The sequence below is a fragment of the Streptomyces sp. NBC_00483 genome, from assembly GCF_036013745.1.
Taxonomy (GTDB): Bacteria; Actinomycetota; Actinomycetes; order Streptomycetales; family Streptomycetaceae; genus Streptomyces.
Genome location: NZ_CP107880.1, coordinates 4026561 through 4046942, shown reverse-complemented (window position 1 = coordinate 4046942; position 20382 = coordinate 4026561). Strand labels below are relative to the sequence as shown.

At 68.5% G+C, this 20382-nt stretch carries 23 protein-coding genes; 14 read left to right on the top strand and 9 right to left on the bottom strand.

Annotation, left to right across the window (positions count from 1 at the left end; translation table 11 throughout):
* Nucleotides 1-97: 97 nt before the first annotated feature.
* Together OHA73_RS17865 and OHA73_RS17860 are read left to right on the top strand one after the other, a co-directional pair.
* On the top strand, nucleotides 98-2506 hold the full coding sequence (locus OHA73_RS17865; RefSeq protein ID WP_327655529.1) for an immune inhibitor A domain-containing protein: 2409 nt from the start codon (nucleotides 98-100) through the stop codon (nucleotides 2504-2506).
* A gap of 124 nt (nucleotides 2507-2630) precedes the next feature.
* Nucleotides 2631-2957 (top strand): hypothetical protein, encoded by a 327-nt coding sequence (locus OHA73_RS17860; RefSeq protein WP_266710804.1) that lies wholly within the window; start codon nucleotides 2631-2633, stop codon nucleotides 2955-2957.
* Nucleotides 2958-2969: 12 nt separating this feature from the next.
* On the opposite strand, the gene OHA73_RS17855 is transcribed toward OHA73_RS17860, so the two are convergent.
* Together OHA73_RS17855 and OHA73_RS17850 are read right to left on the bottom strand one after the other, a co-directional pair.
* Nucleotides 2970-3560 (bottom strand): isochorismatase family protein, encoded by a 591-nt coding sequence (locus tag OHA73_RS17855; protein ID WP_266710802.1) that lies wholly within the window; start codon nucleotides 3558-3560, stop codon nucleotides 2970-2972.
* Nucleotides 3561-3674: 114 nt separating this feature from the next.
* Nucleotides 3675-5003 (bottom strand): nicotinate phosphoribosyltransferase, encoded by a 1329-nt coding sequence (locus tag OHA73_RS17850; RefSeq protein WP_266710800.1) that lies wholly within the window; start codon nucleotides 5001-5003, stop codon nucleotides 3675-3677.
* An 80-nt stretch (nucleotides 5004-5083) separates the two neighbouring features.
* Here OHA73_RS17850 and clpS point away from each other — a divergent pair, with 80 nt between their 5' ends.
* The 7 genes from clpS (at nucleotide 5084) to OHA73_RS17815 (ending at nucleotide 9863) form a co-directional block, all read left to right on the top strand.
* A complete protein-coding gene (clpS, locus tag OHA73_RS17845) occupies nucleotides 5084-5401 on the top strand; it encodes an ATP-dependent Clp protease adapter ClpS (protein WP_266710798.1) in 318 nt (105 codons plus the stop codon).
* 10 nt (nucleotides 5402-5411) lie between these two features.
* On the top strand, nucleotides 5412-6017 hold the full coding sequence (locus tag OHA73_RS17840; protein WP_266710796.1) for a DUF2017 domain-containing protein: 606 nt from the start codon (nucleotides 5412-5414) through the stop codon (nucleotides 6015-6017).
* A 333-nt stretch (nucleotides 6018-6350) separates the two neighbouring features.
* Entirely contained in the window at nucleotides 6351-7787 is a 1437-nt protein-coding gene (locus OHA73_RS17835; protein WP_266710794.1) for an amino acid permease, read from the top strand.
* A gap of 98 nt (nucleotides 7788-7885) precedes the next feature.
* Nucleotides 7886-8302 (top strand): M67 family metallopeptidase, encoded by a 417-nt coding sequence (locus OHA73_RS17830; RefSeq protein WP_266710792.1) that lies wholly within the window; start codon nucleotides 7886-7888, stop codon nucleotides 8300-8302.
* A gap of 104 nt (nucleotides 8303-8406) precedes the next feature.
* Nucleotides 8407-8508, top strand: coding sequence for a putative leader peptide (locus OHA73_RS17825; RefSeq protein ID WP_323179532.1), 102 nt, complete (start codon nucleotides 8407-8409; stop codon nucleotides 8506-8508).
* Between the two features lie 117 nt (nucleotides 8509-8625).
* Nucleotides 8626-8904, top strand: coding sequence for a MoaD/ThiS family protein (locus OHA73_RS17820; protein WP_266710790.1), 279 nt, complete (start codon nucleotides 8626-8628; stop codon nucleotides 8902-8904).
* Nucleotides 8905-8912: 8 nt separating this feature from the next.
* Nucleotides 8913-9863: a PLP-dependent cysteine synthase family protein gene (locus OHA73_RS17815; RefSeq protein WP_266710789.1), complete on the top strand. Its 951-nt coding sequence runs from the start codon at nucleotides 8913-8915 to the stop codon at nucleotides 9861-9863.
* A gap of 101 nt (nucleotides 9864-9964) precedes the next feature.
* Here OHA73_RS17815 and OHA73_RS17810 read toward each other — a convergent pair whose 3' ends face one another.
* The gene (locus tag OHA73_RS17810) at nucleotides 9965-10408 is read right to left on the bottom strand and encodes a type II toxin-antitoxin system PemK/MazF family toxin (protein WP_327655528.1); all 444 of its coding nucleotides are present in this window, start codon (nucleotides 10406-10408) and stop codon (nucleotides 9965-9967) included.
* A 398-nt stretch (nucleotides 10409-10806) separates the two neighbouring features.
* Here OHA73_RS17810 and OHA73_RS17805 point away from each other — a divergent pair, with 398 nt between their 5' ends.
* Nucleotides 10807-11559, top strand: a complete 753-nt coding sequence (locus tag OHA73_RS17805) for an MBL fold metallo-hydrolase (protein ID WP_266710785.1) — start codon at nucleotides 10807-10809, stop codon at nucleotides 11557-11559.
* Nucleotides 11560-11634: 75 nt separating this feature from the next.
* Here the strand turns inward: OHA73_RS17805 and OHA73_RS17800 are convergent, their stop codons facing one another.
* Complete coding sequence (locus tag OHA73_RS17800; protein WP_266710783.1) at nucleotides 11635-12885, bottom strand: PTS transporter subunit EIIC; 1251 nt, start codon at nucleotides 12883-12885, stop codon at nucleotides 11635-11637.
* Nucleotides 12886-13039: 154 nt separating this feature from the next.
* A complete protein-coding gene (locus OHA73_RS17795) occupies nucleotides 13040-14323 on the bottom strand; it encodes a PTS transporter subunit EIIC (protein ID WP_327655527.1) in 1284 nt (427 codons plus the stop codon).
* Nucleotides 14324-14524: 201 nt separating this feature from the next.
* On the opposite strand from OHA73_RS17795, the gene OHA73_RS17790 reads away from it, so the two are divergent.
* From OHA73_RS17790 to rdgB, 4 genes are all read left to right on the top strand, one after another.
* Nucleotides 14525-14758, top strand: a complete 234-nt coding sequence (locus tag OHA73_RS17790; protein WP_266710779.1) for a PTS glucose/sucrose transporter subunit IIB — start codon at nucleotides 14525-14527, stop codon at nucleotides 14756-14758.
* A gap of 85 nt (nucleotides 14759-14843) precedes the next feature.
* Nucleotides 14844-15578 carry a ribonuclease PH gene (gene rph, locus OHA73_RS17785; protein WP_327655526.1) on the top strand — a complete coding sequence of 245 codons (735 nt, stop codon included), beginning with the start codon at nucleotides 14844-14846 and terminating at the stop codon, nucleotides 15576-15578.
* A 166-nt stretch (nucleotides 15579-15744) separates the two neighbouring features.
* Entirely contained in the window at nucleotides 15745-16137 is a 393-nt protein-coding gene (locus OHA73_RS17780; RefSeq protein ID WP_266710775.1) for a hypothetical protein, read from the top strand.
* Between the two features lie 46 nt (nucleotides 16138-16183).
* The gene (gene rdgB / locus OHA73_RS17775) at nucleotides 16184-16789 is read left to right on the top strand and encodes an RdgB/HAM1 family non-canonical purine NTP pyrophosphatase (RefSeq protein ID WP_327655525.1); all 606 of its coding nucleotides are present in this window, start codon (nucleotides 16184-16186) and stop codon (nucleotides 16787-16789) included.
* Between the two features lie 120 nt (nucleotides 16790-16909).
* On the opposite strand, the gene OHA73_RS17770 is transcribed toward rdgB, so the two are convergent.
* Genes OHA73_RS17770 through OHA73_RS17755 form a run of 4 tightly spaced genes read right to left on the bottom strand, consistent with a single transcriptional unit; the run spans nucleotide 16910 to nucleotide 20297 of the window.
* On the bottom strand, nucleotides 16910-17650 hold the full coding sequence (locus tag OHA73_RS17770) for a DUF1707 SHOCT-like domain-containing protein (RefSeq protein ID WP_327655524.1): 741 nt from the start codon (nucleotides 17648-17650) through the stop codon (nucleotides 16910-16912).
* 19 nt (nucleotides 17651-17669) lie between these two features.
* Entirely contained in the window at nucleotides 17670-18659 is a 990-nt protein-coding gene (locus OHA73_RS17765; RefSeq protein WP_327655523.1) for an ABC transporter ATP-binding protein, read from the bottom strand.
* 17 nt (nucleotides 18660-18676) lie between these two features.
* Complete coding sequence (locus tag OHA73_RS17760) at nucleotides 18677-19441, bottom strand: ABC transporter permease (RefSeq protein WP_327658481.1); 765 nt, start codon at nucleotides 19439-19441, stop codon at nucleotides 18677-18679.
* A 52-nt stretch (nucleotides 19442-19493) separates the two neighbouring features.
* Nucleotides 19494-20297, bottom strand: coding sequence for an ABC transporter permease (locus OHA73_RS17755; RefSeq protein WP_327655522.1), 804 nt, complete (start codon nucleotides 20295-20297; stop codon nucleotides 19494-19496).
* Nucleotides 20298-20382: the final 85 nt, after the last annotated feature.

Here is a 20382-nt window from a genome sequence, read left to right as displayed (position 1 = left end):
TGTCTCAGTCAAGGTCTATTATTTCTTCTCTACCTCCGGTCAAATGACGTCACTTGTGACGCGTGGCGCTCACGCCACGGAGGAGGGGACCACTCAAGTGACCACCAAGAGACGGGCGTTGAGATCGGTCGCCGTGCTCGCGACCCTCGCCGCCACCGCGGCCACGGGCTCGCTCGCGGCGACCACCGCTCAGGCCGACACCCCGGCCAGGGCGAGTGCGACCGCCGACGGAAAGACGTACGGGGGCAAGGGCCACGTCTTCGACGGCCCGTTCAGCAAGCAGCAGGAGAAGCAGCGGCAGGCGGCGCTGCAGCAGGTCCTCCAGGGCGACTCGAAGGTCCAGGAGAAGCACGGCTCCAAGGTCGTGGAGCTGTCGAAGGGCAAGTACGTAGAGCTGGGCCGCGAGCGCACGGACAAGATCTTCACGATCCTGACCGAGTTCGGCGACAAGGTCGACAACACGACCCTGGTCGACCGCGCGGACGACGACACGGACGAGCTGAAGCCCAAGTACGGCGGCACGCCGGGCCCGTTGCACAACCGGATAGCCGAGCCGGACCGTGCCAAGGACAACAGCACGGCCTGGCAGAAGGACTACAACTCCCAGCACTACAAGGACCTTTACTTCGGCGACGGCAAGACCGCGTCGGGCAAGGGTGCCGAGTCCCTCAAGACGTACTACGAGAAGACCTCATCGGGCCGCTACTCGGTCGAGGGCGAGGTCTCCGACTGGGTCAAGGTCGAGTACAACGAGGCCCGTTACGGCTCCAACTACTGCGGCGCCGACAACTGCCCGAACGTCGAGGACCTGGTCCGCGACGGCGTCAACGCCTGGGTCGCGCAGCAGAAGACGGCCGGCAAGTCGGACGCCGACATCAAGGCCGACATGGCCCAGTACGACCAGTGGGACCGCACGGACCACGACAACGACGGCAACTTCAACGAGCCCGACGGCTACATCGACCACTTCCAGATCGTCCACGCGGGCGAGGACGGCTCGGCCGGCGGCGGCGCGCAGGGCGGCGACTCCCTCTGGGCGCACCGCGGTTACGCCTTCAGTCGTGACGACGGCGACACGGGCCCCTCCGGCTTCAAGGCGGGCGGCACCCCGATCGGCGACACCGGCATCTGGGTCGGCGACTACACGATGCAGCCGGAGAACGGCGGCCTCGGCGTCTTCGCCCACGAGTACGGCCACGACCTGGGCCTGCCGGACCTGTACGACACGACGTACACCGGCGAGAACTCGGTCGGCTTCTGGTCGCTGATGTCGGCGGGCTCCTGGCTCGGCACCGGCAAGGACTCGATCGGCGACATGCCGGGCGACATGACGGCCTGGGACAAGCTCCAGCTCGGCTGGCTGAACTACGACAAGGCGAAGGCCGCCACCAAGTCGACGCACAAGCTGGGTGTCTCGGAGTACAACACCAAGCTCAAGCAGGCGCTCGTCGTCGAACTGCCGAAGAAGAACGTCACCACGGACATCGTGAAGCCCACCGAGGGCACGAAGCAGTGGTGGTCGGACTACGGCGACGACCTGGACAACACCCTCTCGCGCACGGTCGACCTGACCGGCAAGACATCGGCGGCCCTCGAACTCGACGGCTGGTACGACATCGAGAAGGACTACGACTACCTGTACACGCAGGTGTCGACCGACGGCGGCGCGAGCTGGAAGACCATCGACGGCACCGCCGACGGCCAGCCCCTCCCGCGCGACGGCGGCGACAAGCCGGCCCTCACGGGCACCAACGGCAAGTTCCAGCACCTGAGTTACCCGCTGGACGCCTACGCCGGCCAGAAGATCGACGTCCGCTTCCGCTACAAGACCGACGGCGGAGTGGCCCAAATGGGCTTCGCCTTCGACAACTTCACGGTCAAGGCGGACGGCGCGACGCTGTTCTCCGACAACGCCGAGACGGAGCAGGCGGGTTGGACCACGCGCGGCTTCTCCCGCGTCGGAGCCTCGATCTCCGGCGACTACCCGCAGTTCTACCTCGCCGAGAACCGCCAGTACGTGAGTTACGACAAGACCCTCAAGTCCGGCCCGTACAACTTCGGTTGGCGTGACGGCGGCGCCAAGCAGAACTGGGTCGAGCACTACTCCTACCGCCCCGGCCTCATGGTCTGGCAGTGGGACACCTCGCAGCGCAACAACAACGTCGGCCAGCACCCCGGCAAGGGTCTGATCCTCCCGGTCGACGCGCACGCGAAGCCGCTGAAGTGGTCCGACGGCAAGCTGATCACGAACAAGATCACGCCGTACGACGCCGCCTTCGGCCGCTACCCGGTCCCCGGCATGAAGCTCCACAAGCTGGGCGTCGAAACGAAGATCCCGGCGCAGGCCGGCGTCCCCGTCTTCGACGATCACAAGGGCACGTACTGGTACGAGGAGAACCCCACGGGAAGCGTGCGCACAACTGACACCAACACCAAGATCAGCATCGTGAAGCAGCCGCTCGACGGCTCCTCGATGACGATCAAGGTGGGCCCCTCGGCCAAGTAGCACGGCAAAACCGCAGGTCAGAAACGTATCGGCCGCGACCCTCTAGCGGGGTCGCGGCCGGTCGTGTTTAGGTGCGTCCTGTGAGTTCCTTATTGACACTACGTCCCACGGGGGTGTGACAGTCATGTCCGCAGGAGGGTTCTGCAAGCTGCCGGGAGGCACCGTGGTGGTCGCTCTGACGCTGCCCGCGCCAGGCCCCGGCGACGGCGCCGTACGGTTCCTGGTGCACGCCACGAACCGGGCCCGCGCCCTGACCCGCCTGCGCAATCTGGGCCTGCGCGCGGTCTACCTCAGAGGCAACGCCCAGCCACCGACCCCGGACGAGATAACGGCGGTCCTCCACCACCCGGACGGCCTGATCTGGCGTACGGCCCCGGACACAAGATCCGGCGAACTCTGGCACCCCATACGCACCCTCTTGCCGGGCAGAGTGAGCCCGTCGGGCGTCTGACCACCCCGCGACCTAGGCCACGACTGGCTTACCCGTGAGTTCGACGCCGGCCGAGCGCAGCTCCTCGAGTGCCGCCTCGGTGGAGGAGGCCGCCACCCCGGCGGTCAGGTCGAGCAACACCTTCGTACGGAACCCGGCCCGCACCGCATCCACGGCAGTGGCCCGCACGCAGTGATCCGTGGCGATCCCGACCACATCCACCTCGGACACCTCCCGCCGCCGCAACCACTCCTCCAGCGGCACCCCGTTCTCGTCCGCCCCCTCGAACCCGCTGTAGGCGGCCGAGTACGCCCCCTTGTCGAACACCGCGTCGATCGCGCCGGAGGCCACCGCGGGGGCGAAGTTCGGATGGAACCCGACCCCCTCGGTCCCCGCGACACAGTGCCGCGGCCAGCTGTGCACGAAGTCCGGCGCCTCCGAGAAGTGCTCACCGGGATCGACATGATGATCACGCGTGGCGACGACGTGCTGGTAGCAACCGCCGCCGGTCTGCCCGACGAGATCGGTGATCGCGGCAGCGACATCGGCACCCCCCGCCACCGCGAGGCTGCCGCCCTCGCAGAAGTCGTTCTGCACATCCACGACGATCAGGGCGCGACGCATGATTGCTGTCCTTCTGCTTGGAGACTACGAGCGTAGAAGCTTCAAGTGCGTTGCGGGAGAGGGCATGGGGGGCGCTCGAGAGGGCCGTCCGTCCCCGGACGGCCCCAAACAGCCTCAGACGTACTCGGTCGGAATGACCGGCTCGCCCCTGGACAGCTGCGTGGCCGACAGCGGCAGCCGGTCGCGCGCCGCGATGTGCCGCTCGCGCACCGCGTCGAGCGGCTCACGGGCCACCACCTCGCCGCCCTTGACCAGCTCGACGAGGAGCTGCCGGTCGGCCAGCTCCTCGGGGACGGCCCCCGTGCCGACGACCTCGGCCTCCGCGACCCCGTCCGCGTCCGGCCGGCGCGCGGCCCACTTGCGGCCGCCGATCGAGGTCTTCCCGCCCGCCGACTTCTTCGCCACGGGCACCAGCGGCGCCTTCGGGTCGGCGGACTCTGCGCGCGCGACCAGCTTGTAGACCATGGAGCAGGTGGGCTGCCCGGACCCGGTCACCAGCTGCGTACCCACCCCGTACGCGTCCACGGGCGAGGCGGCGAGCGAGGCGATGGCGTACTCGTCGAGGTCGGAGGTGACGACGATCTTGGTGTTCTCGGCGCCCAGCTCGTCCAGCTGCTGGCGCACCCGGTGCGCGACGAGCAGCAGGTCGCCGGAGTCGATCCGGACGGCGCCCAGCTCGGGCCCCGCGATCTCGACGGCCGTCGCGACCGCCTCCTGCACGTCGTACGTGTCCACGAGCAGCGTCGTCCCCTTGCCCAGGGAGTCGACCTGGGCCCGGAAGGCGTCCCGCTCGGTGTCGTGGATCAGCGTGAAGGCGTGCGCGCTGGTGCCGACGGTCGGGATCCCGTACCGGAATCCGGCCGCCAGGTCCGAGGTCGTCGCGAACCCGCCCACGTACGCGGCGCGCGAGGCGGCCACGGCGGCCAGCTCGTGCGTACGGCGCGCGCCCATCTCGATCAGCGGCCGGTCACCGGCGGCCGAGGACATCCGGGACGCGGCGGCGGCGATCGCCGAGTCGTGGTTGAGGATCGAGAGGATCACCGTCTCCAGGAGCACGCACTCGGCGAAGGAGCCCTCGACGCGCAGCACGGGGGAGCCGGGGAAGTAGACCTCGCCCTCGGGGTAGCCCCAGATGTCGCCGGAGAAGCGGTAGTCCGCGAGCCACTGGAGCGTCGGCTCGTCGACGACGTCGCGCTCGCGGAGGAAGTCGAGCACGGCCGCGTCGAAGCGGAAGTTCTCGACGGCGTCCAGGACGCGCCCGGTGCCCGCGACGACGCCGTAGCGGCGCCCCTCGGGCAGTCGCCGGGTGAAGACCTCGAAGACCGAGTGCCGGTCGGCGGTGCCCCCGCGCAGGGCCGCCTGCAGCATCGTCAGCTCATAGTGGTCGGTGAAGAGCGCCGTCGACGGAACGTCCACCGGCAGGCCCAGGTCCGCTGTGTTCATAGGATTGATGCTACCCCCGATTAGCGTCAGGGTGACGATTTCTGCGTCCGTTTGTGCGTGGGGCGGGTGGTGGTGGCAGCATGGGCCCTGTGACGGCTCCAGCACCCCTTGAGATCGAAAGGCCCGAGACGACGGAGGACGCGTCCGTCGTCCCCGAGCCGGACACCCCTTGGATCACGCTCGTCCACAACGATCCGGTGAACCTCATGAGTTACGTGACGTACGTCTTCCAGACGTACTTCGGGTACTCCAAGGACAAGGCCACCAAGCTCATGATGGACGTGCACCAGAAGGGTCGGGCCGTCGTCTCCAGCGGCTCCCGCGAAGAGATGGAACGCGACGTGCAGGCGATGCACGGATACGGCCTGTGGGCCACGCTTCAACAGGATCGGAAGTAGCAGCATCCCGATGCCAGGACATTTCGAACCGATCCCCGGTGGCGGCGCGGCCGTCGCCCTCGACGACGTCGAGATCTCCATCATCCGCTCGCTGGCGGTCCAGCTCCTGGAGCTGATCGGGCCAGGGCCCGGCGGTGAGGTGAGCGACGACCCGCTCGCGGAGCTCTTCGCCGAGGGTCCGAGCGAACCGCCCTCCGACGCGGTGCTGCGCCGCCTCTTCCCCGACGCGTACGGCGGTCCGGGCGGCGAGGGTGAGAGCGTCGAGGACGCCGAGGAGCTGCGCGCCCACTCCTCGGAGTTCCGCCGCTTCACCGAGAACGATCTGCGGGCCGGCAAGCGCGAGGACGCCCTCGCGGTGATCCGCACGCTGGACACGTTGAGCCCGGCGGGCGACGGGGGAGCGGTCCTCAAGCTGTCCCAGAGCGAGTCCATCCAGTGGATGCGCGCGCTCAACGATCTGCGCCTCGCGATCGGCACCCGCCTCGACATCACCGACGAGGAGGACACGGACCTCCTCTACCGGCTCCCTGACGACGACGCACGCAAGCCGATGGTGATGGCATATCTGTGGCTCGGCGGGCTGCAGGAGACCCTCGTCGAGACCCTGACGGCCTGACCGTCGGTCAGGTTGGCCTGTTCGCTCAGCGGGCCCTCAAATCCGTATAACGATCCCGTCACCGCACCCACCCACATTGCGGCGCGGTGATTTGTTTTGTCCCCTTTTGCTGGTGGCGTACGCCACACGCGTCTCGGCCGACCCCGATGAACGCCGTGATAAATCTTCACGACCACCTGACGGACGCCACCCCTGTCCAGTCAGAGGGCGCCCCGACCGGCCGACCGCCGGTAGGCACAAGCTCCATCCATCCAGGGGCCCAGACCCCAAAGGATCGTCACAGTCGATCCGAGCCGAGTACGGCACGGATCGGCATGGAGAAAGGCGCACATCATGACCTCAGTGCAGGTCGACGAGCAGCACGACGGCAATGAGGCCGCGCAGGGCGAGACCGACGAGGGTTACAAGCGGGGACTCGGGGCCCGGCAGATCCAGATGATCGCCATCGGCGGCGCCATCGGGACCGGCCTCTTTCTCGGTGCGGGCAAGGGCATCTCCAAGGCGGGGCCCAGCCTGATCCTGGCGTACGCGGTCGCCGGCGTGGTCATCTTCTGCATCATGCGGGCTCTCGGCGAGCTCCTCATGTACCGACCCGTGTCCGGCTCCTTCTCGGAGTACGCGCGCGAGTTCATCGGCCCCTTCGCGGGCTTCGCGACCGGCTGGACGTACTGGCTGTTCTGGGTCATCACCGGCATGACCGAGGTCACCGCGGCGGCCACCTATATGACGTTCTGGTGGGACATCCCGCAATGGGTGTCCGCACTCGTCTTCACCGTCATCCTCTACGGCGCCAACCTGATCTCCGTGAAGCTCTTCGGTGAGCTGGAGTTCTGGTTCTCCACGGTCAAGGTCACCGCCATCGTCGGCATGATCCTGATCTGCGCCGGCATCCTCACCATCGGCTTCTCCGACGTCGGTGACACGGCCTCCATCTCGCACCTGTGGGACCTCGGCGGCTTCTTCGCGGGCGAGAACGGCATCGGCTCGACGCTGATGACCCTGCAGATGGTGATGTTCGCGTTCCTCGCGGTCGAGCTCGTCGGCGTCACCGCGGGTGAGGCCAAGGACGCCAAGAAGGTCCTGCCGAAGGCGATCAACACCGTGCCGTGGCGCATCGCCGTCTTCTATGTCGGCGCCCTGATCATGATCCTCTCGGTCGTGCCGTGGACGTCCTTCAAGGCCGGCGAGAGCCCGTTCGTCCACGCCTTCGACAAGATGGGCCTGGGCATCGGCGCCGCCATCGTCAACTTCGTCGTGCTGACCGCCGCGCTGTCCTCCTGCAACTCGGGCATGTACTCCACCGGCCGCATGCTGCGCGACCTCGCGCAGAACGGCCAGGGCCCGAACTTCTTCACCAAGCTGAGCAAGAACGGTCTGCCGGTCATCGGCACCACGTTCTCCGCCGCGATGATGCTGGTCGGCGTCTGGATCAACTACCAGTGGCCGGGCGAGGCGTTCAACTACGTCGTCTCCTTCGCCACCATCTCCGGCATGTGGGCCTGGATCGTCATCCTGATCTGCCAGATCCGCTACCGCCTCAAGTCCGACCGCGGTGAGCTCCCGAAGTCCGAGTTCCGCGCTCCGTGGGGCGTCTGGGTCAGCGGCCTCGCGCTGGCGTTCATCTTCCTCGTCATCGTCCTCATGGGCATCGACCCCGACGCGCGCGTCTCCCTGTACGCCGCTCCGGTCTGGGCCGCGATCCTGGGTGTCTCGTACTTCTTCCTGAAGAAGCGCAACCCCGAGAGCGCCGCCTTCGCGAAGCGCAACTAGGCGCACCCGACGCACCGGTTCTCACCCCGCGTCTCACCAGGTGGGCCCCCTCGTACCGCACTCCGGTACGAGGGGGCCCACTTGCTTATGCTGGCCGCATGTTGAAGATTTCCCAGTCCCTGGTCGACCAGATCGTCGAGCACGCCCGCAAGGACCACCCCGACGAGGCCTGCGGCGTCATCGCGGGTCCGGTCGGCGAGGGCCGCCCCGAGCGCTTCATCCCGATGCTGAACGCCGCCCGGTCGCCCACGTTCTACGAGTTCGACTCCGGTGACCTGCTGAAGCTCTACCGCGAGATGGACGACCGCGACGAGGAGCCGGTGGTCGTCTACCACTCGCACACGGCCACCGAGGCGTACCCCTCGCGCACCGACGTCACGTACGCGAACGAGCCGAACGCCCACTACGTGCTGGTCTCCACCGCCGACACCGACGACGCGGGCCCCTTCCAGTTCCGCTCGTACCGCATCGTCGAGGGCGAGATCACCGAGGAAGAGGTCGAGATCACCGCCTGATCGACACCCCTCCCGACCATGCAGTTCTCAATTGCCGGACGCATTTCGACCGCATGGTGAGATCACATTCCGGGATCCGGACCGGGAATCGATACGATGAGCCCATGGTTTCCCACGACGTGAGCGAAAAGACGCCGGGCATGCTGCTCGTGGCGCGGCTGCACGTCGACCTGTGCCGCCTCGCCAGCGCCATCTGTCCGCGCTGAGCCGGACCGCCGTACCCGCCGAGGGCCCGCGGCTCCAGCCACCCACGCACCTGACCGGAAACGCCCGCGCCCAGGCGCGCCCACCCACAGACTTCCGACTCCCGACAGGAGCCCAGCATGGCCATCGAGGTCCGCATCCCGACCATCCTCCGCACCTACACCGACGGCGCGAAGGCCGTCGAAGGCGCCGGGGAGAACCTCAAGGAACTCTTCGCCGACCTCGACTCCCGGCACGCGGGCATCGCCGAGCGCATCGTGGACGACGGCAAGCTGCGCCGCTTCGTGAACGTCTACCTGAACGACGAGGACGTCCGCTTCCTCGACGGCATCGACACCAAGCTCAGCGACGGCGACAACGTCACGATCCTGCCGGCCGTGGCCGGCGGAATGCGCTGAGCGGGCTCATGCGCTACGACAGCCCGCTGGCCGCGGTGGGCAACACCCCCCTGGTGCGCCTGCCGCGGCTCTCGCTCTCCGACGACGTGCGGATCTGGGCGAAGCTGGAGGACCGCAACCCGACCGGCTCGATCAAGGACCGCCCCGCGCTCCACATGATCGAACAGGCCGAGAAGGAAGGCCGGATCAAGGCCGGGGACACCATCCTCGAACCCACCTCCGGCAACACCGGCATCTCGCTCGCGATGGCCGCCCGCCTCAAGGGCTACAACATCGTCTGCGTCATGCCGGAGAACACCTCGCAGGAGCGCCGCGACCTGCTCGCCATGTGGGGTGCGGAGATCATTCCCTCGCCGGCCGCGGGCGGCTCCAACACGGCGGTCCGCATCGCCAAGGAGCTGGCCGAGCAGCACCCGGACTGGGTGATGCTCTACCAGTACGGCAACCCGGACAACGCGGGCGCGCACTACGCGACGACCGGCCCGGAGATCCTCACCGACCTCCCGTCCGTCACGCACTTCGTCGCGGGGCTCGGCACCACCGGCACGCTCATGGGCGTCGGCCGGTATCTGCGCGAGCACAAGCCCGACGTCAAGATCGTCGCCGCGGAGCCGCGCTACGACGACCTCGTCTACGGGCTGCGGAACCTCGACGAGGGGTTCGTGCCCGAGCTGTACGACGCGTCGGTGCTCACGACCCGGTTCTCCGTCGGCTCGGCCGACGCGGTGACCCGTACGCGTGACCTCCTCCAGCAGGAGGGCATCTTCGCAGGTGTCTCCACGGGGGCGGCGCTGCATGCCGCGATCGGGGTGGGCAAGAAGGCGGTGAAGGCGGGGGAGTCCGCCGACATCGTGTTCGTCGTCGCCGACGGCGGGTGGAAGTACCTGTCGACGGGCGTCTACACGGCCGCGACGACGGAAGAGGCGATCGAGGTCCTGCACGGCCAGCTCTGGGCGTGACCTTTCGGGCCAGCTACGTCATTTTGAGCCCCTTCGGCGATTGAGAAGCGGGGTCTGGGGCAGAGCCCCAGGACCGTAACGCCGGAGGGGCTCACCCATGCCTAGTGGCCCAGGTGCCGCACCTGATCCCACAACCCCGGATCGATCACCCCGGCCGGCCGACGGAAGTCACTCAGCGGCACCGAGCGGAGCTCATCCGTCTCCAGAAAGCTCGCCCGCCCCCGCGCATCCCCCACGGTCCCGGGCGGCAACGCGATAACCCCCGGCCGCTCGTCGTGATACCGGCTGGTGATCTTGGCGACCGTGGCCACCCCGCGCCGCACCGACAGGACCAGGCACGGCCGGTCCTTCCCGCCGGGCCCGTCCTCGTACGGCACCATCGCCCACCAGATGTCACCCGGCTCGGGCCCACGCGCGTGCGTATCCCGCGGAACATGCCGCTCCCGGCGGCGATGGCGCGTGCCGCGCCCCCACCCGTCGACCAGCGTCGCGACGAGCGCGAGCAGTACGACGGCAGCGAGCGCGAGCCACCAGGACGTGTCCATGGACATGACGGTACCGGGGTGACACGCGGGGTGCTTCCGCGGCCCCGAAGCCCTCCGAACCGGTGACAGCGCAGGTGAGTTCGCCCACAACAGCCCGTGACGGAGGAGCCACCCGCCCTTTTGCGCCTTACGCTCGACTGACCCCCTCGGGTCCTGTGCCGAGTTTCCCGTCTGCCCCGCGGCGCCTGGCACGCACGCTCGCGGCGTTGCCGAAACATCCGAGTAGCTCCGCTACTAGGACGCTCCGGCGCCTTGCGATCGTACGCACCAGACGCCGCGGGGCCCGCCCGTCGGGCGGACGACGGGAAACTCGGCACAGGACCCGGCACAGGCCCCGGCCCACGGCCCGTGGCTCCACCCCGCATTTCCGACCGCCAGCGCGGAGGTTGAAAGCTCCTATGAAGCTCACCGTCGTCGGCTGCTCGGGGTCGTTCCCGTCCGCGGATTCGGCCTGCTCGAGCTACCTCGTCGAGGCCGACGGCTACCGGCTGCTCCTCGACATGGGCAATGGCGCCCTGGGCGAGCTGCAGCGCCACGTCGGTCTCTACGACCTCGACGCGATCTTCCTTTCGCATCTGCACGCGGACCACTGCATCGACATGTGCGCGTACTTCGTCGTGCGCTACTACCGTCACGACGGCGGCCGTTGCGCTCCCATGCCCGTCTACGGACCCGAGGGCACCGAGCAGCGCCTGACCACCGCGCACGCCGACACGCCCTCGGCCTCCGCGTTCAGCGAGGTCTTCGACTTCCACACCGTGAAGCCGGGTTCGTACGAGATCGGGCCGTTCTCCGTCCGCATGGAGAAGGTGTGCCATCCCGTGGAGTCGTACGCGATCCGGGTCGAGCACGGCGGGCGCTCCCTGACGTACTCCGGGGACACCGGGCCGTGCGCCGCGCTGGACGAACTGGCGGAGGACAGCGACCTGTTCCTGTGCGAGGCCGCGTTCACGCACGGCAAGGAGAACATCCCGGCGCTGCACCTCAACGGCCGGGAGGCGGGGGAGGCGGCGCAGCGCTCCCGCACCCGCAAGCTCGTCCTGACGCACATCCCGCCGTGGACCGACCCGCAGGTGAACCTCGCGGACGCGCGCGCGGTGTACGACGGCCCGGTCGAGCTGGCCGCGCCCGGAGTGACGTACACGGTCTGAGAGCCGTACGAGGAAGGCCCCGGAACCACACGGTTCCGGGGCCTTCCTCGTCGTACGGTCACACGGGGGAGGAGCTCACGCCTTCGTGAGGTCCTCGACCTCCTCCTCGGGCTCGCGGCCCGGAGTGGTGAGGTTGAACTTCATGATCGCGAAGCGGAACACCACGTAATAGAGGGCCGCCATGACCAGGCCGATCGGGATGATCAGCCATGGCTTGGTCGCGAGGTTCCAGTTCAGGGCGTAGTCGATGAAGCCCGCCGAGAAGTTGAAGCCCGCGTGGACGCCGAGGCCCCAGGTGATCGCCATGGAGACGGCGGTCAGGACCGCGTGCAGCACGTACAGCAGCGGCGCGATGAACATGAACGTGAACTCGATCGGCTCGGTCACACCGGTGACGAACGAGGTCAGCGCGAGCGAGACCATCATGCCCATCACGGCCTTGCGGCGCTCGGGCCGCGCGCAGTGGGCGATGGCGATGGCGGCGGCCGGCAGACCGAACATCATGATCGGGAAGAAGCCGGCCTGGTACATGCCGGCCGACGGGTCGCCCGCGAGGAAGCGCGTGATGTCACCGTGCACGACGGAGCCGTCGGGCTTCGTGAAGTCACCGAGCTGGAACCAGGCCACCGTGTTGACGAACTGGTGCATGCCGATCGGGATCAGACCACGGTTGATCAGGCCGAACAGGCCCGCACCACCGGCGCCGAGGCCGGTCATCCACTCGGCGAAGCTGGTGATGCCGTCGCCGATGGGCTCCCAGATCAGGCCGAAGAAGACACCGACGATGATGCCGACGAAGGCCATGATGATCGGGACGAGCCGGCGGCCGTTGAAGAAGCCGAGCCAGTCGACCAGCTTGGTGCGGTGGTACTTCTGCCAGAACATGGCCGCCAGCAGACCCATGATGATGCCGCCGAGGACACCGGGGTTGTTGTAGACGGCGGCGACGTCCTCGCCCTTCTTGACGACGGCCTCGCTGACCGGGAAGGCCTCGAGGACCTTGCTGTAGACGAGGAAGCCGACGAGGGCGGCGAGCGCCGTCGAGCCATCGGACTTCTTGGCGAAGCCGATGGCCACGCCTATGCAGAACAGGATGGGCAGGTTGTCGGTGATCGCCGAACCCGCGTTGGCGAAGACCGTGGCGACAGTGCCCCAGTCCAGACCGTCCTTGCCGAAGACGTCATCGGCGCCGAGCCGCACCATGATGCCGGCGGCAGGAAGCACCGCGATCGGCAACTGCAGGCTGCGGCCCACCTTTTGGAGGCCCTGGAAAAGGCCGGAACCCCGCTTCTTTGCGGGGGCCGCCGTAGCGCTGGCGGTGCTCATCAACTTCCTCCATGAAAAGCAGATGGTCTACACCACTCAGTGGTGTAGACCTGTTGTAGCACGGTGAAGGTGGGATAAGGAACCCTTGATTCCCACGGCAATGGGCCCCCGGACCGAGTGGTCCGGGGGCCCATCGCGAAGGAGCCGAAAAGCGTTATGCCTTGGTGATGTCCTCGACTTCTTCCTCGGGCTCGCGGCCCGGTGTCTTGATGTCCCACTTCGTGATCGCGAAACGGAAGATCACGTAATAGAGGACGGCGAAGGCGAGGCCGATCGGAATGATCATCCATGGCTTGGTGGCCAGGTTCCAGTTGATCAGGTAGTCGATCAGACCCGCGGAGAAACTGAAGCCGTCCTTGACGCCGAGCGCCCAGGTCACCGCCATCGAGACGCCGGTCAGCACCGCGTGCACCGCGTACAGCGCCGGCGCGATGAAGACGAAGGAGTACTCGATCGGCTCGGTGATACCCGTGACGAACGAGGTCAGCGCGAGCGACAGCATCATGCCGCCGACCACCTTGCGCCGCTCGGGCCGTGCGCAGTGGACGATCGCGAGACAGGCCGCCGGGAGGGCGAACATCATGATCGGGAAGAAGCCCGACTGGTAGATGCCCGCGGTCGGGTCGCCGCTCAGGAACATGTTGATGTCGCCGTGCACGGTGGTGCCGTCGGGCTTCGTGTACGAGCCGAACTGGAACCACAGCGGAACGTTGAGGAACTGGTGCAGGCCGATCACGAGCAGCGCGCGGTTGGCGACACCGAAGATGCCGGATCCGACGGCGCCCAGGCTCTCCAGCCAGTTCGAGAAGCTCTCCAGGGCGTCACCGATCGCCGGCCAGATCCACAGGCACAGCGCCGCGAAGACGATGCCGACGAAGGCCATGATGATCGGGACGAGCCGGCGGCCGTTGAAGAAGCCGAGCCAGGAGACCAGCTTCGTGCGGTGGTAGCGGACCCAGAAGAACGAGGCCAGGAAGCCCATGATGATGCCGCCGAACACCCCGGGGTTCTGGAACGTCGCGGCGGTCACCGCCCCGTCCGCCAGACAGCCCGTCGCCACCGCCTTCGACCCGGACGGGCAGTCGATCGGGAACTGGTGCAGCACACCCCGGTAGACGAGGAACCCGGCCACCGCCGCGAGAGCCGTCGAACCGTCCGCCTTCTTGGCCATGCCGATCGCGACGCCGATGCAGAAGAGCAGCGGCAGACCGAGGTCGGCGTCGAGCAGCGCGCCGCCCGCGCCCGAGAAGACCTTGGCGACATTGGTCCAGCCGAGACCGTCGTCGCCGAAGACATCGGGCTGGCCGAGCCGGTTGACGATGCCCGCCGCCGGCAGCACGGCGATGGGCAGTTGAAGGCTGCGCCCCATCTTCTGGAGCCCCTGGAAGAAGTTGCTCCAGGGGCTCGGTCGTGGTGCGGCGGCCGCGTTGGCGCTCATGGGCGTCCTCCCGGAACAGGCCACGTTTGGCGGGCGTCGGATACTCTGGCTACTGGTGTAGACCAGTTGTGGGGACACGGGTCGGTCCGTGATCGTCATCTTTCGTCACGGGTGGGGTTACCGCCCGCGAAGATGGGCCAACCGTGGGTTACCGTGACAAAGCGGCCCATAGGCGGGCCCGGAGAACACAGGGAGAACGAAATGGCCACGAAGGCTGAGAAGATCGTCGCCGGCCTCGGCGGACTCGACAACATCGAAGAGGTCGAGGGCTGCATCACCCGCCTGCGTACCGAGGTCGTCAACCCGGAGCTGGTCGACGAGGCCGCGCTCAAGGCCGCCGGCGCCCACGGCGTCGTCAAGATGGGCACCGCGATCCAGGTCGTCATCGGCACCGACGCGGACCCCATCGCCGCCGACATCGAAGACATGATGTGACCCCGACCCACTGAGGTCACACGCGCGAAGGCCCCACCCCCACGCAAGGGGTGGGGCCTTCGGTGCACCCGATACGCTCCTCCCTATGTCTCGCATCGACGGCCGCACCCCCGAACAGCTCCGCCCGATCACCATCGAACGCGGCTGGAGCAAGCACGCCGAAGGCTCCGTCCTCGTCTCCTTCGGAGACACCAAGGTCTTCTGCACCGCCTCCTTCACCGAGGGCGTCCCGCGCTGGCGCAAGGGCAGCGGAGAGGGCTGGGTCACCGCCGAGTACTCGATGCTCCCGCGCTCCACGAACACCCGCGGCGACCGCGAGGCCGTCCGCGGCAAGATCGGCGGGCGTACGCACGAGATCAGCCGCCTGATCGGCCGCTCGCTGCGCGCCGTCATCGACTACAAGGCCCTCGGCGAGAACACGATCGTCCTCGACTGCGACGTCCTCCAGGCCGACGGCGGCACCCGCACGGCCGCCATCACCGGCGCGTATGTGGCGCTCGCCGACGCCATCTCCTGGGCCCAGGGCAAGAAGCTCATCAAGGCCGGCCGCAAGCCGCTGACCGGCACGGTGAGCGCCGTCTCCGTCGGCATCATCGACGGTGTCCCCATGCTCGACCTCCCGTACGAGGAGGATGTGCGCGCCGACACCGACATGAACGTCGTCTGCACCGGCGACGGCCGCTTCGTCGAGATCCAGGGCACCGCCGAGGCCGAGCCCTTCGCGCGCGACGAGCTCAACGCGCTTCTGGACCTGGCCGTCGGGGGCTGCGACGAGCTCGCGGCGATCCAGCGCAAGGCCCTGGAGGAGACCCTCTCCTAGGGCGGTCGGGTCGCCGCCTGGCTCCTCGACCAGGTAAAGAACTCCCCAAGTAGGGTGGCCGGGCACAGCAACCGCACAGCCATCGACTGCGTCACTACGGGTGGGTGGACGGCGTACGACGCCAACTGCCGTCCAGCCGTCCGTACTTCAGGGGGAGGACCCTTCCATGCCCGCGCGCCACCGACGTCTCGCCATACTGGCCGCCACCGCGGCACTCGTCGCGATTCCGGCCACCGTCGGCTGCTCGGCCGTCGACAAGGCACTCGACTGTGCCCGCACCGCCGACTCCATCGCCGACAGCGTGACCGACCTGCAGCAGGCCGTGGAGAACGCGTCCAACGACCCGACGCAGGCCGGCGAGTCCCTCGACAAGATCGACAAGAACCTCGACGACATCGGCGACAAGACCGACAACGCGGATGTCTCGAAGGCCGTCGACGACCTCAACAAGGCGGTGGGCAACGTCCGTACGTCGATCAAGAACGGCGACGAGGCGCCGGACGTCACCCCGGTGACCGACTCCGCGGGCGAGCTGACCAAGGTCTGCACCTCGTCGTAGGTCACGGGGCGTGCGGGTGGCCGGCCAGGGGCTGGATACTGGAGGCATGACCCGCCTCATCCTCGCCACCCGTAACAACGGCAAGATCGTCGAGCTCCGCTCCATCCTCGCCGACGCCGGACTGCCCCACGAGCTGGTCGGCGCCGACGCGTATCCCGAGGTCCCGGACGTCCGTGAGACCGGCGTGACGTTCGCCGAGAACGCCCTTCTCAAGGCCCATGCCCTTGCCCAGGCCACCGGGCTGCCCGCCGTCGCCGACGACTCCGGCCTCTGCGTCGATGTCCTGGGCGGTGCTCCCGGGATCTTCTCGGCGCGTTGGGCCGGCAAGCACGGTGATGACCAGGCGAACCTGGATCTGTTGCTGGCGCAGCTCGGCGACATCGACGAGGACCGTCACCGTACGGCCCACTTCGCGTGTGCGGCGGCGCTTGCGTTGCCGGACGGTACGGAGCGGGTGGTCGAGGGGCAGTTGCGTGGGGTGCTGCGGCACGCCCCTGCGGGGTCGGGTGGTTTCGGCTACGACCCGATCCTCCAGGTCGAGGGTGACACCCGCACGTGCGCCGAACTGACGGCCGACGAGAAGAACGCGATCTCCCACCGAGGAAAGGCGTTCCGGGCACTGGTCCCGGTGGTCCGGGACCTGCTGGTCTGAGCCACCCCTAGGGGCTCCGCCCCGGCGCCTCAAGCGCCGGCGGGGCCAAATAGAGCCCCTCCGGCGATTGAGGAGCGGGGTCTGGGGCAGAGCCCCAGGGCGCAGACCGGCGCCGGGCCGTCAGCGGGACTCGTCCGGCCCCCGGTCGAGCCGCCGCCGCTCCGACCGCTGGTCCAACCTCTCCTGCCGCCGCGCCGCCTTGAGGCGTTGGCGTTCCGCGCGGGTGACCTTGCGTTCCACGCCGACGCCGCCCCAGAAAGCGAACCCGGTGACCACCACGCGCGGCGCGCCCGCGTCCCCCGGCACGCCCTCCTCGCTGTGGTCGAAGCCGCCCATGATGCCGATGCCACGCACCACGACCTCGACGCCCGGCGGCACGACCACGTTCATCCCGCCCATGACCGCCACGCAGTTGATCACGACCTCGCGCGCCTCGAAGTCCGCCTCGCGCAGATCGATCTCGCCGCCGCCCCAGAACGCGAAACAGTTGAACCGCCGCGGCGCCGTCCACCGCCCCTTGCGCTGGAACCCGGACATGACCCCGACGCCCCACGTGGAACTCGCCTCGCCCCGGATCCGCGAAGCCCAGTCGACGGCCCCCTCCGGCAGCGGCTCCTTCACGAAACTCACGGCCCCCGAAGCGCCCGCCCCGACCGGCAGGTCCTTCGTCAGCGGCGCCAACTCCCCGTACGTACGCGCCTGATACGCCGCGTCGAGCCGCTCGCCGAACTCCTCCATGTCGAGCCGCCCCTCCGCGAGCGCGTCCCGCAACCGCTCGGCGACGAGCTCGCGGTCGGCGTCGGACGCGCGTAGTTCGGGGGTGTCAGCGGAGGGCCTCGGTCGGCCGGATTCGTCCGTCATAGGGGTCAGCGTACGTATGTCAGGGCGTGACGGACGTGCCCCTCGCGTACATTCGCGCGATGACCGCCTCGATGTCCGGCTCGCGCACCGACAGGTCGACCATCGGATACCGCTCGGCGATCCGCGCCACGAGCGGCGCCGCCGACTGCCCGGCCGGGAACGCCAGCCACTGCCGCGCCCCCTCCACCTTCACCACCCGCGCGAACTCGACGTCCAGAGGCGGCAGTTCACGCTCCAGATCGACCACGAGCGTCCGCTCCGCCGCCGCGCCGCCCGTCGCGTGCAGGCCCTCCAGCTCACCGTCGTACATGAGCTTCCCGTGGTCGATGACCATCACGCGGCGGCACAGCTGCTCGATGTCGGTGAGGTCGTGTGTCGTGAGCAGTACCGTCGTGCCGCGGTCGGCATTCAAGTCCCGGAGGAATCCGCGTACTTTGACCTTCGACACGACGTCGAGGCCGATCGTCGGCTCGTCCAGGTACAGCACCTCGGGGTCGTGCAGCAGCGCCGCCGCGATGTCGCCGCGCATCCGCTGGCCGAGCGAGAGCTGGCGCACGGGCGCGTCCAACAGGTCGTCCAGTTCCAGGAGTTCGACGAGGCGCGCCAGGTTCTCCTCGTAGCGGCCGTCCTCGATCCGGTACATGCGCCGCATCAGGCGGTACGAGTCGATCAGCGGCAGATCCCACCACAGCGTCGTCCGCTGGCCGAAGACCACGCCCATGCGGTGCGCGAGGCGGGACCGTTCGCGTGAGGGGTCGATGCCGGCGACCCGGAGCCGGCCCCCGCTCGGCGTGAGGATCCCCGTCAGCATCTTGATCGTCGTCGACTTGCCCGCGCCGTTCGGCCCGATGTAGCCGACCATCTCGCCGCGGCGCACCGTGAAGCTCAGCGAGTCCACGGCCCGCACCTCGCGCCGCTCCCGCCGCATGAAGCCCGTCTTGCGGCGTACGTCGAAGACCTTCTCGACCTCGTCGAGGCGAATGAACTCGTCACCCGTCTCGTCACCCATGGGGCCCATTTCCACCATCAACTCCCCGTGCTGCGATACGTACGAAGCGCCGCCCGCCAGGCGGACAGCGCGAGGGCCAGACAGACGGCCGCCACCAGCGGCGGCGCGAACGCCACCCACCGCGGCAGGTCGAGCGGATAGGGGCGGCCCAGGATGTAGAGGCCGGGCAGCCAGTTCACGAAGGCGAGCGGCAGCACGAACGTGACGCCGCGCAACAGCGTGTCGCCGAACACGGTCGGCGGATAGCTGAGCATGGCGTTGCCGCCGAACGTCGCCGCGTTCTGCACCTCGGAGGCGTCCTGCGCGACGATCTGGAAGGCCGCGCCCGCGATGAACACGGCCGTGAAGATGGCGCCGCCGCTGACCACCAGGACCGGGACGAGCAGCACCTTCAGCGGCGTCCACGCCACGTCGATCACGGTCAGGCCGTAGGCGAGGACCACCGCGCCCTGCGTGACCCGCCCCAGCCTGCGCAGCGCGAACCGGTCCGCCGCCACCTGCGCGAGCACCGGCGCGGGCCGCACCAGGAACGTATCGAGCGTGCCGTCCCGCACCCGCTGCCCGAGCCGCCCCACCGACCCGAACGCCAGATCCGCCAGGCCGAAGGACGTGCCCGCCGCCCCGTACAGAAAGGCGATCTCGGACAGCCCGTACCCGCCGAGCTTGTCCACCTGCGAGAACATCAGCAGGATCCCGACGAACTCCAGTCCTGTCACCGCGAAGTTCCCGAAGACCGTCATCAGGAACGATGCCCGGTACGTCATCGTGGACCGGATCCACATCCCGCCCACCAGCCGGTACGTCCGCGCCGACTCGGCAAGGACCGTGCCCCGCTCAGCCACCCTGCACCACCACCCTCCGCGTCGCGGCGGACTGCAGCAGCCGCCCGGCACCGAGCAGCACCACCGCCCACACCACCTGGAACAGCAGCGCGCCACCCACGCCCCGCTCACCGAGCAGCACATCCGCCGGCACCTGGAGCAGCGCCGACCACGGCAGCGCGCGGGCGAACTCGCCGAAGGCGCCCGGGAACACGTTCAGCGGCAGCAGCATCCCCGAAAGGAACGTCGACACGAGCCCCGACATCTGCACGATCCCGCTGCCGTCCATCAGCCAGAACGCCGACAGCGCCACCAGATAGCGGATCGCGAAACTCACCGACGCCCCGCCGAGCAGCGTCAGCAGAAACGCCACCCACCTCAACGGGTCGGCGGGCAGCGCGAGTTCGAAGATCAGCGACCCCACCGCCATCGGCACGACCCCGCGCCCCAGGAACTGAAAGGCCGCCCGGCCGAGATCCTGCGCCAGCCACCAGCACTGCAGATCCACCGGCCGGTACAGATCGACCGCGATGTCCCCGCTGCGGATCCGCTCCATCAGATCGGTCTCGAAACCGCCACCGATCTGCAGCACCATCACTGCGAACATCGCCTGCCCGACCCACACGAACGTCAGCGCCTGCGCCTGGTCGTACCCGCCGAGCTGCGGCCGCTCGTCCCACAGCGCGATATAGGTGCAGGCGATGATCAGGCCGAACACGGTGTTCGTGAAGACCCCGGCGAGGGTCGCCCCGCGGTAGGTGGCGTATCTGCGGAAACCTCCTGCGGCGACGGTCGCGTACAGCCGCACTGCTCCCACCTGTCCCCCTCGCGAAATAGGCCGAAGCGCAGGAGCCTAGTCACAGGGCGCGTCGCCTGCCACGGATTTTCCACGGGATGTAGCA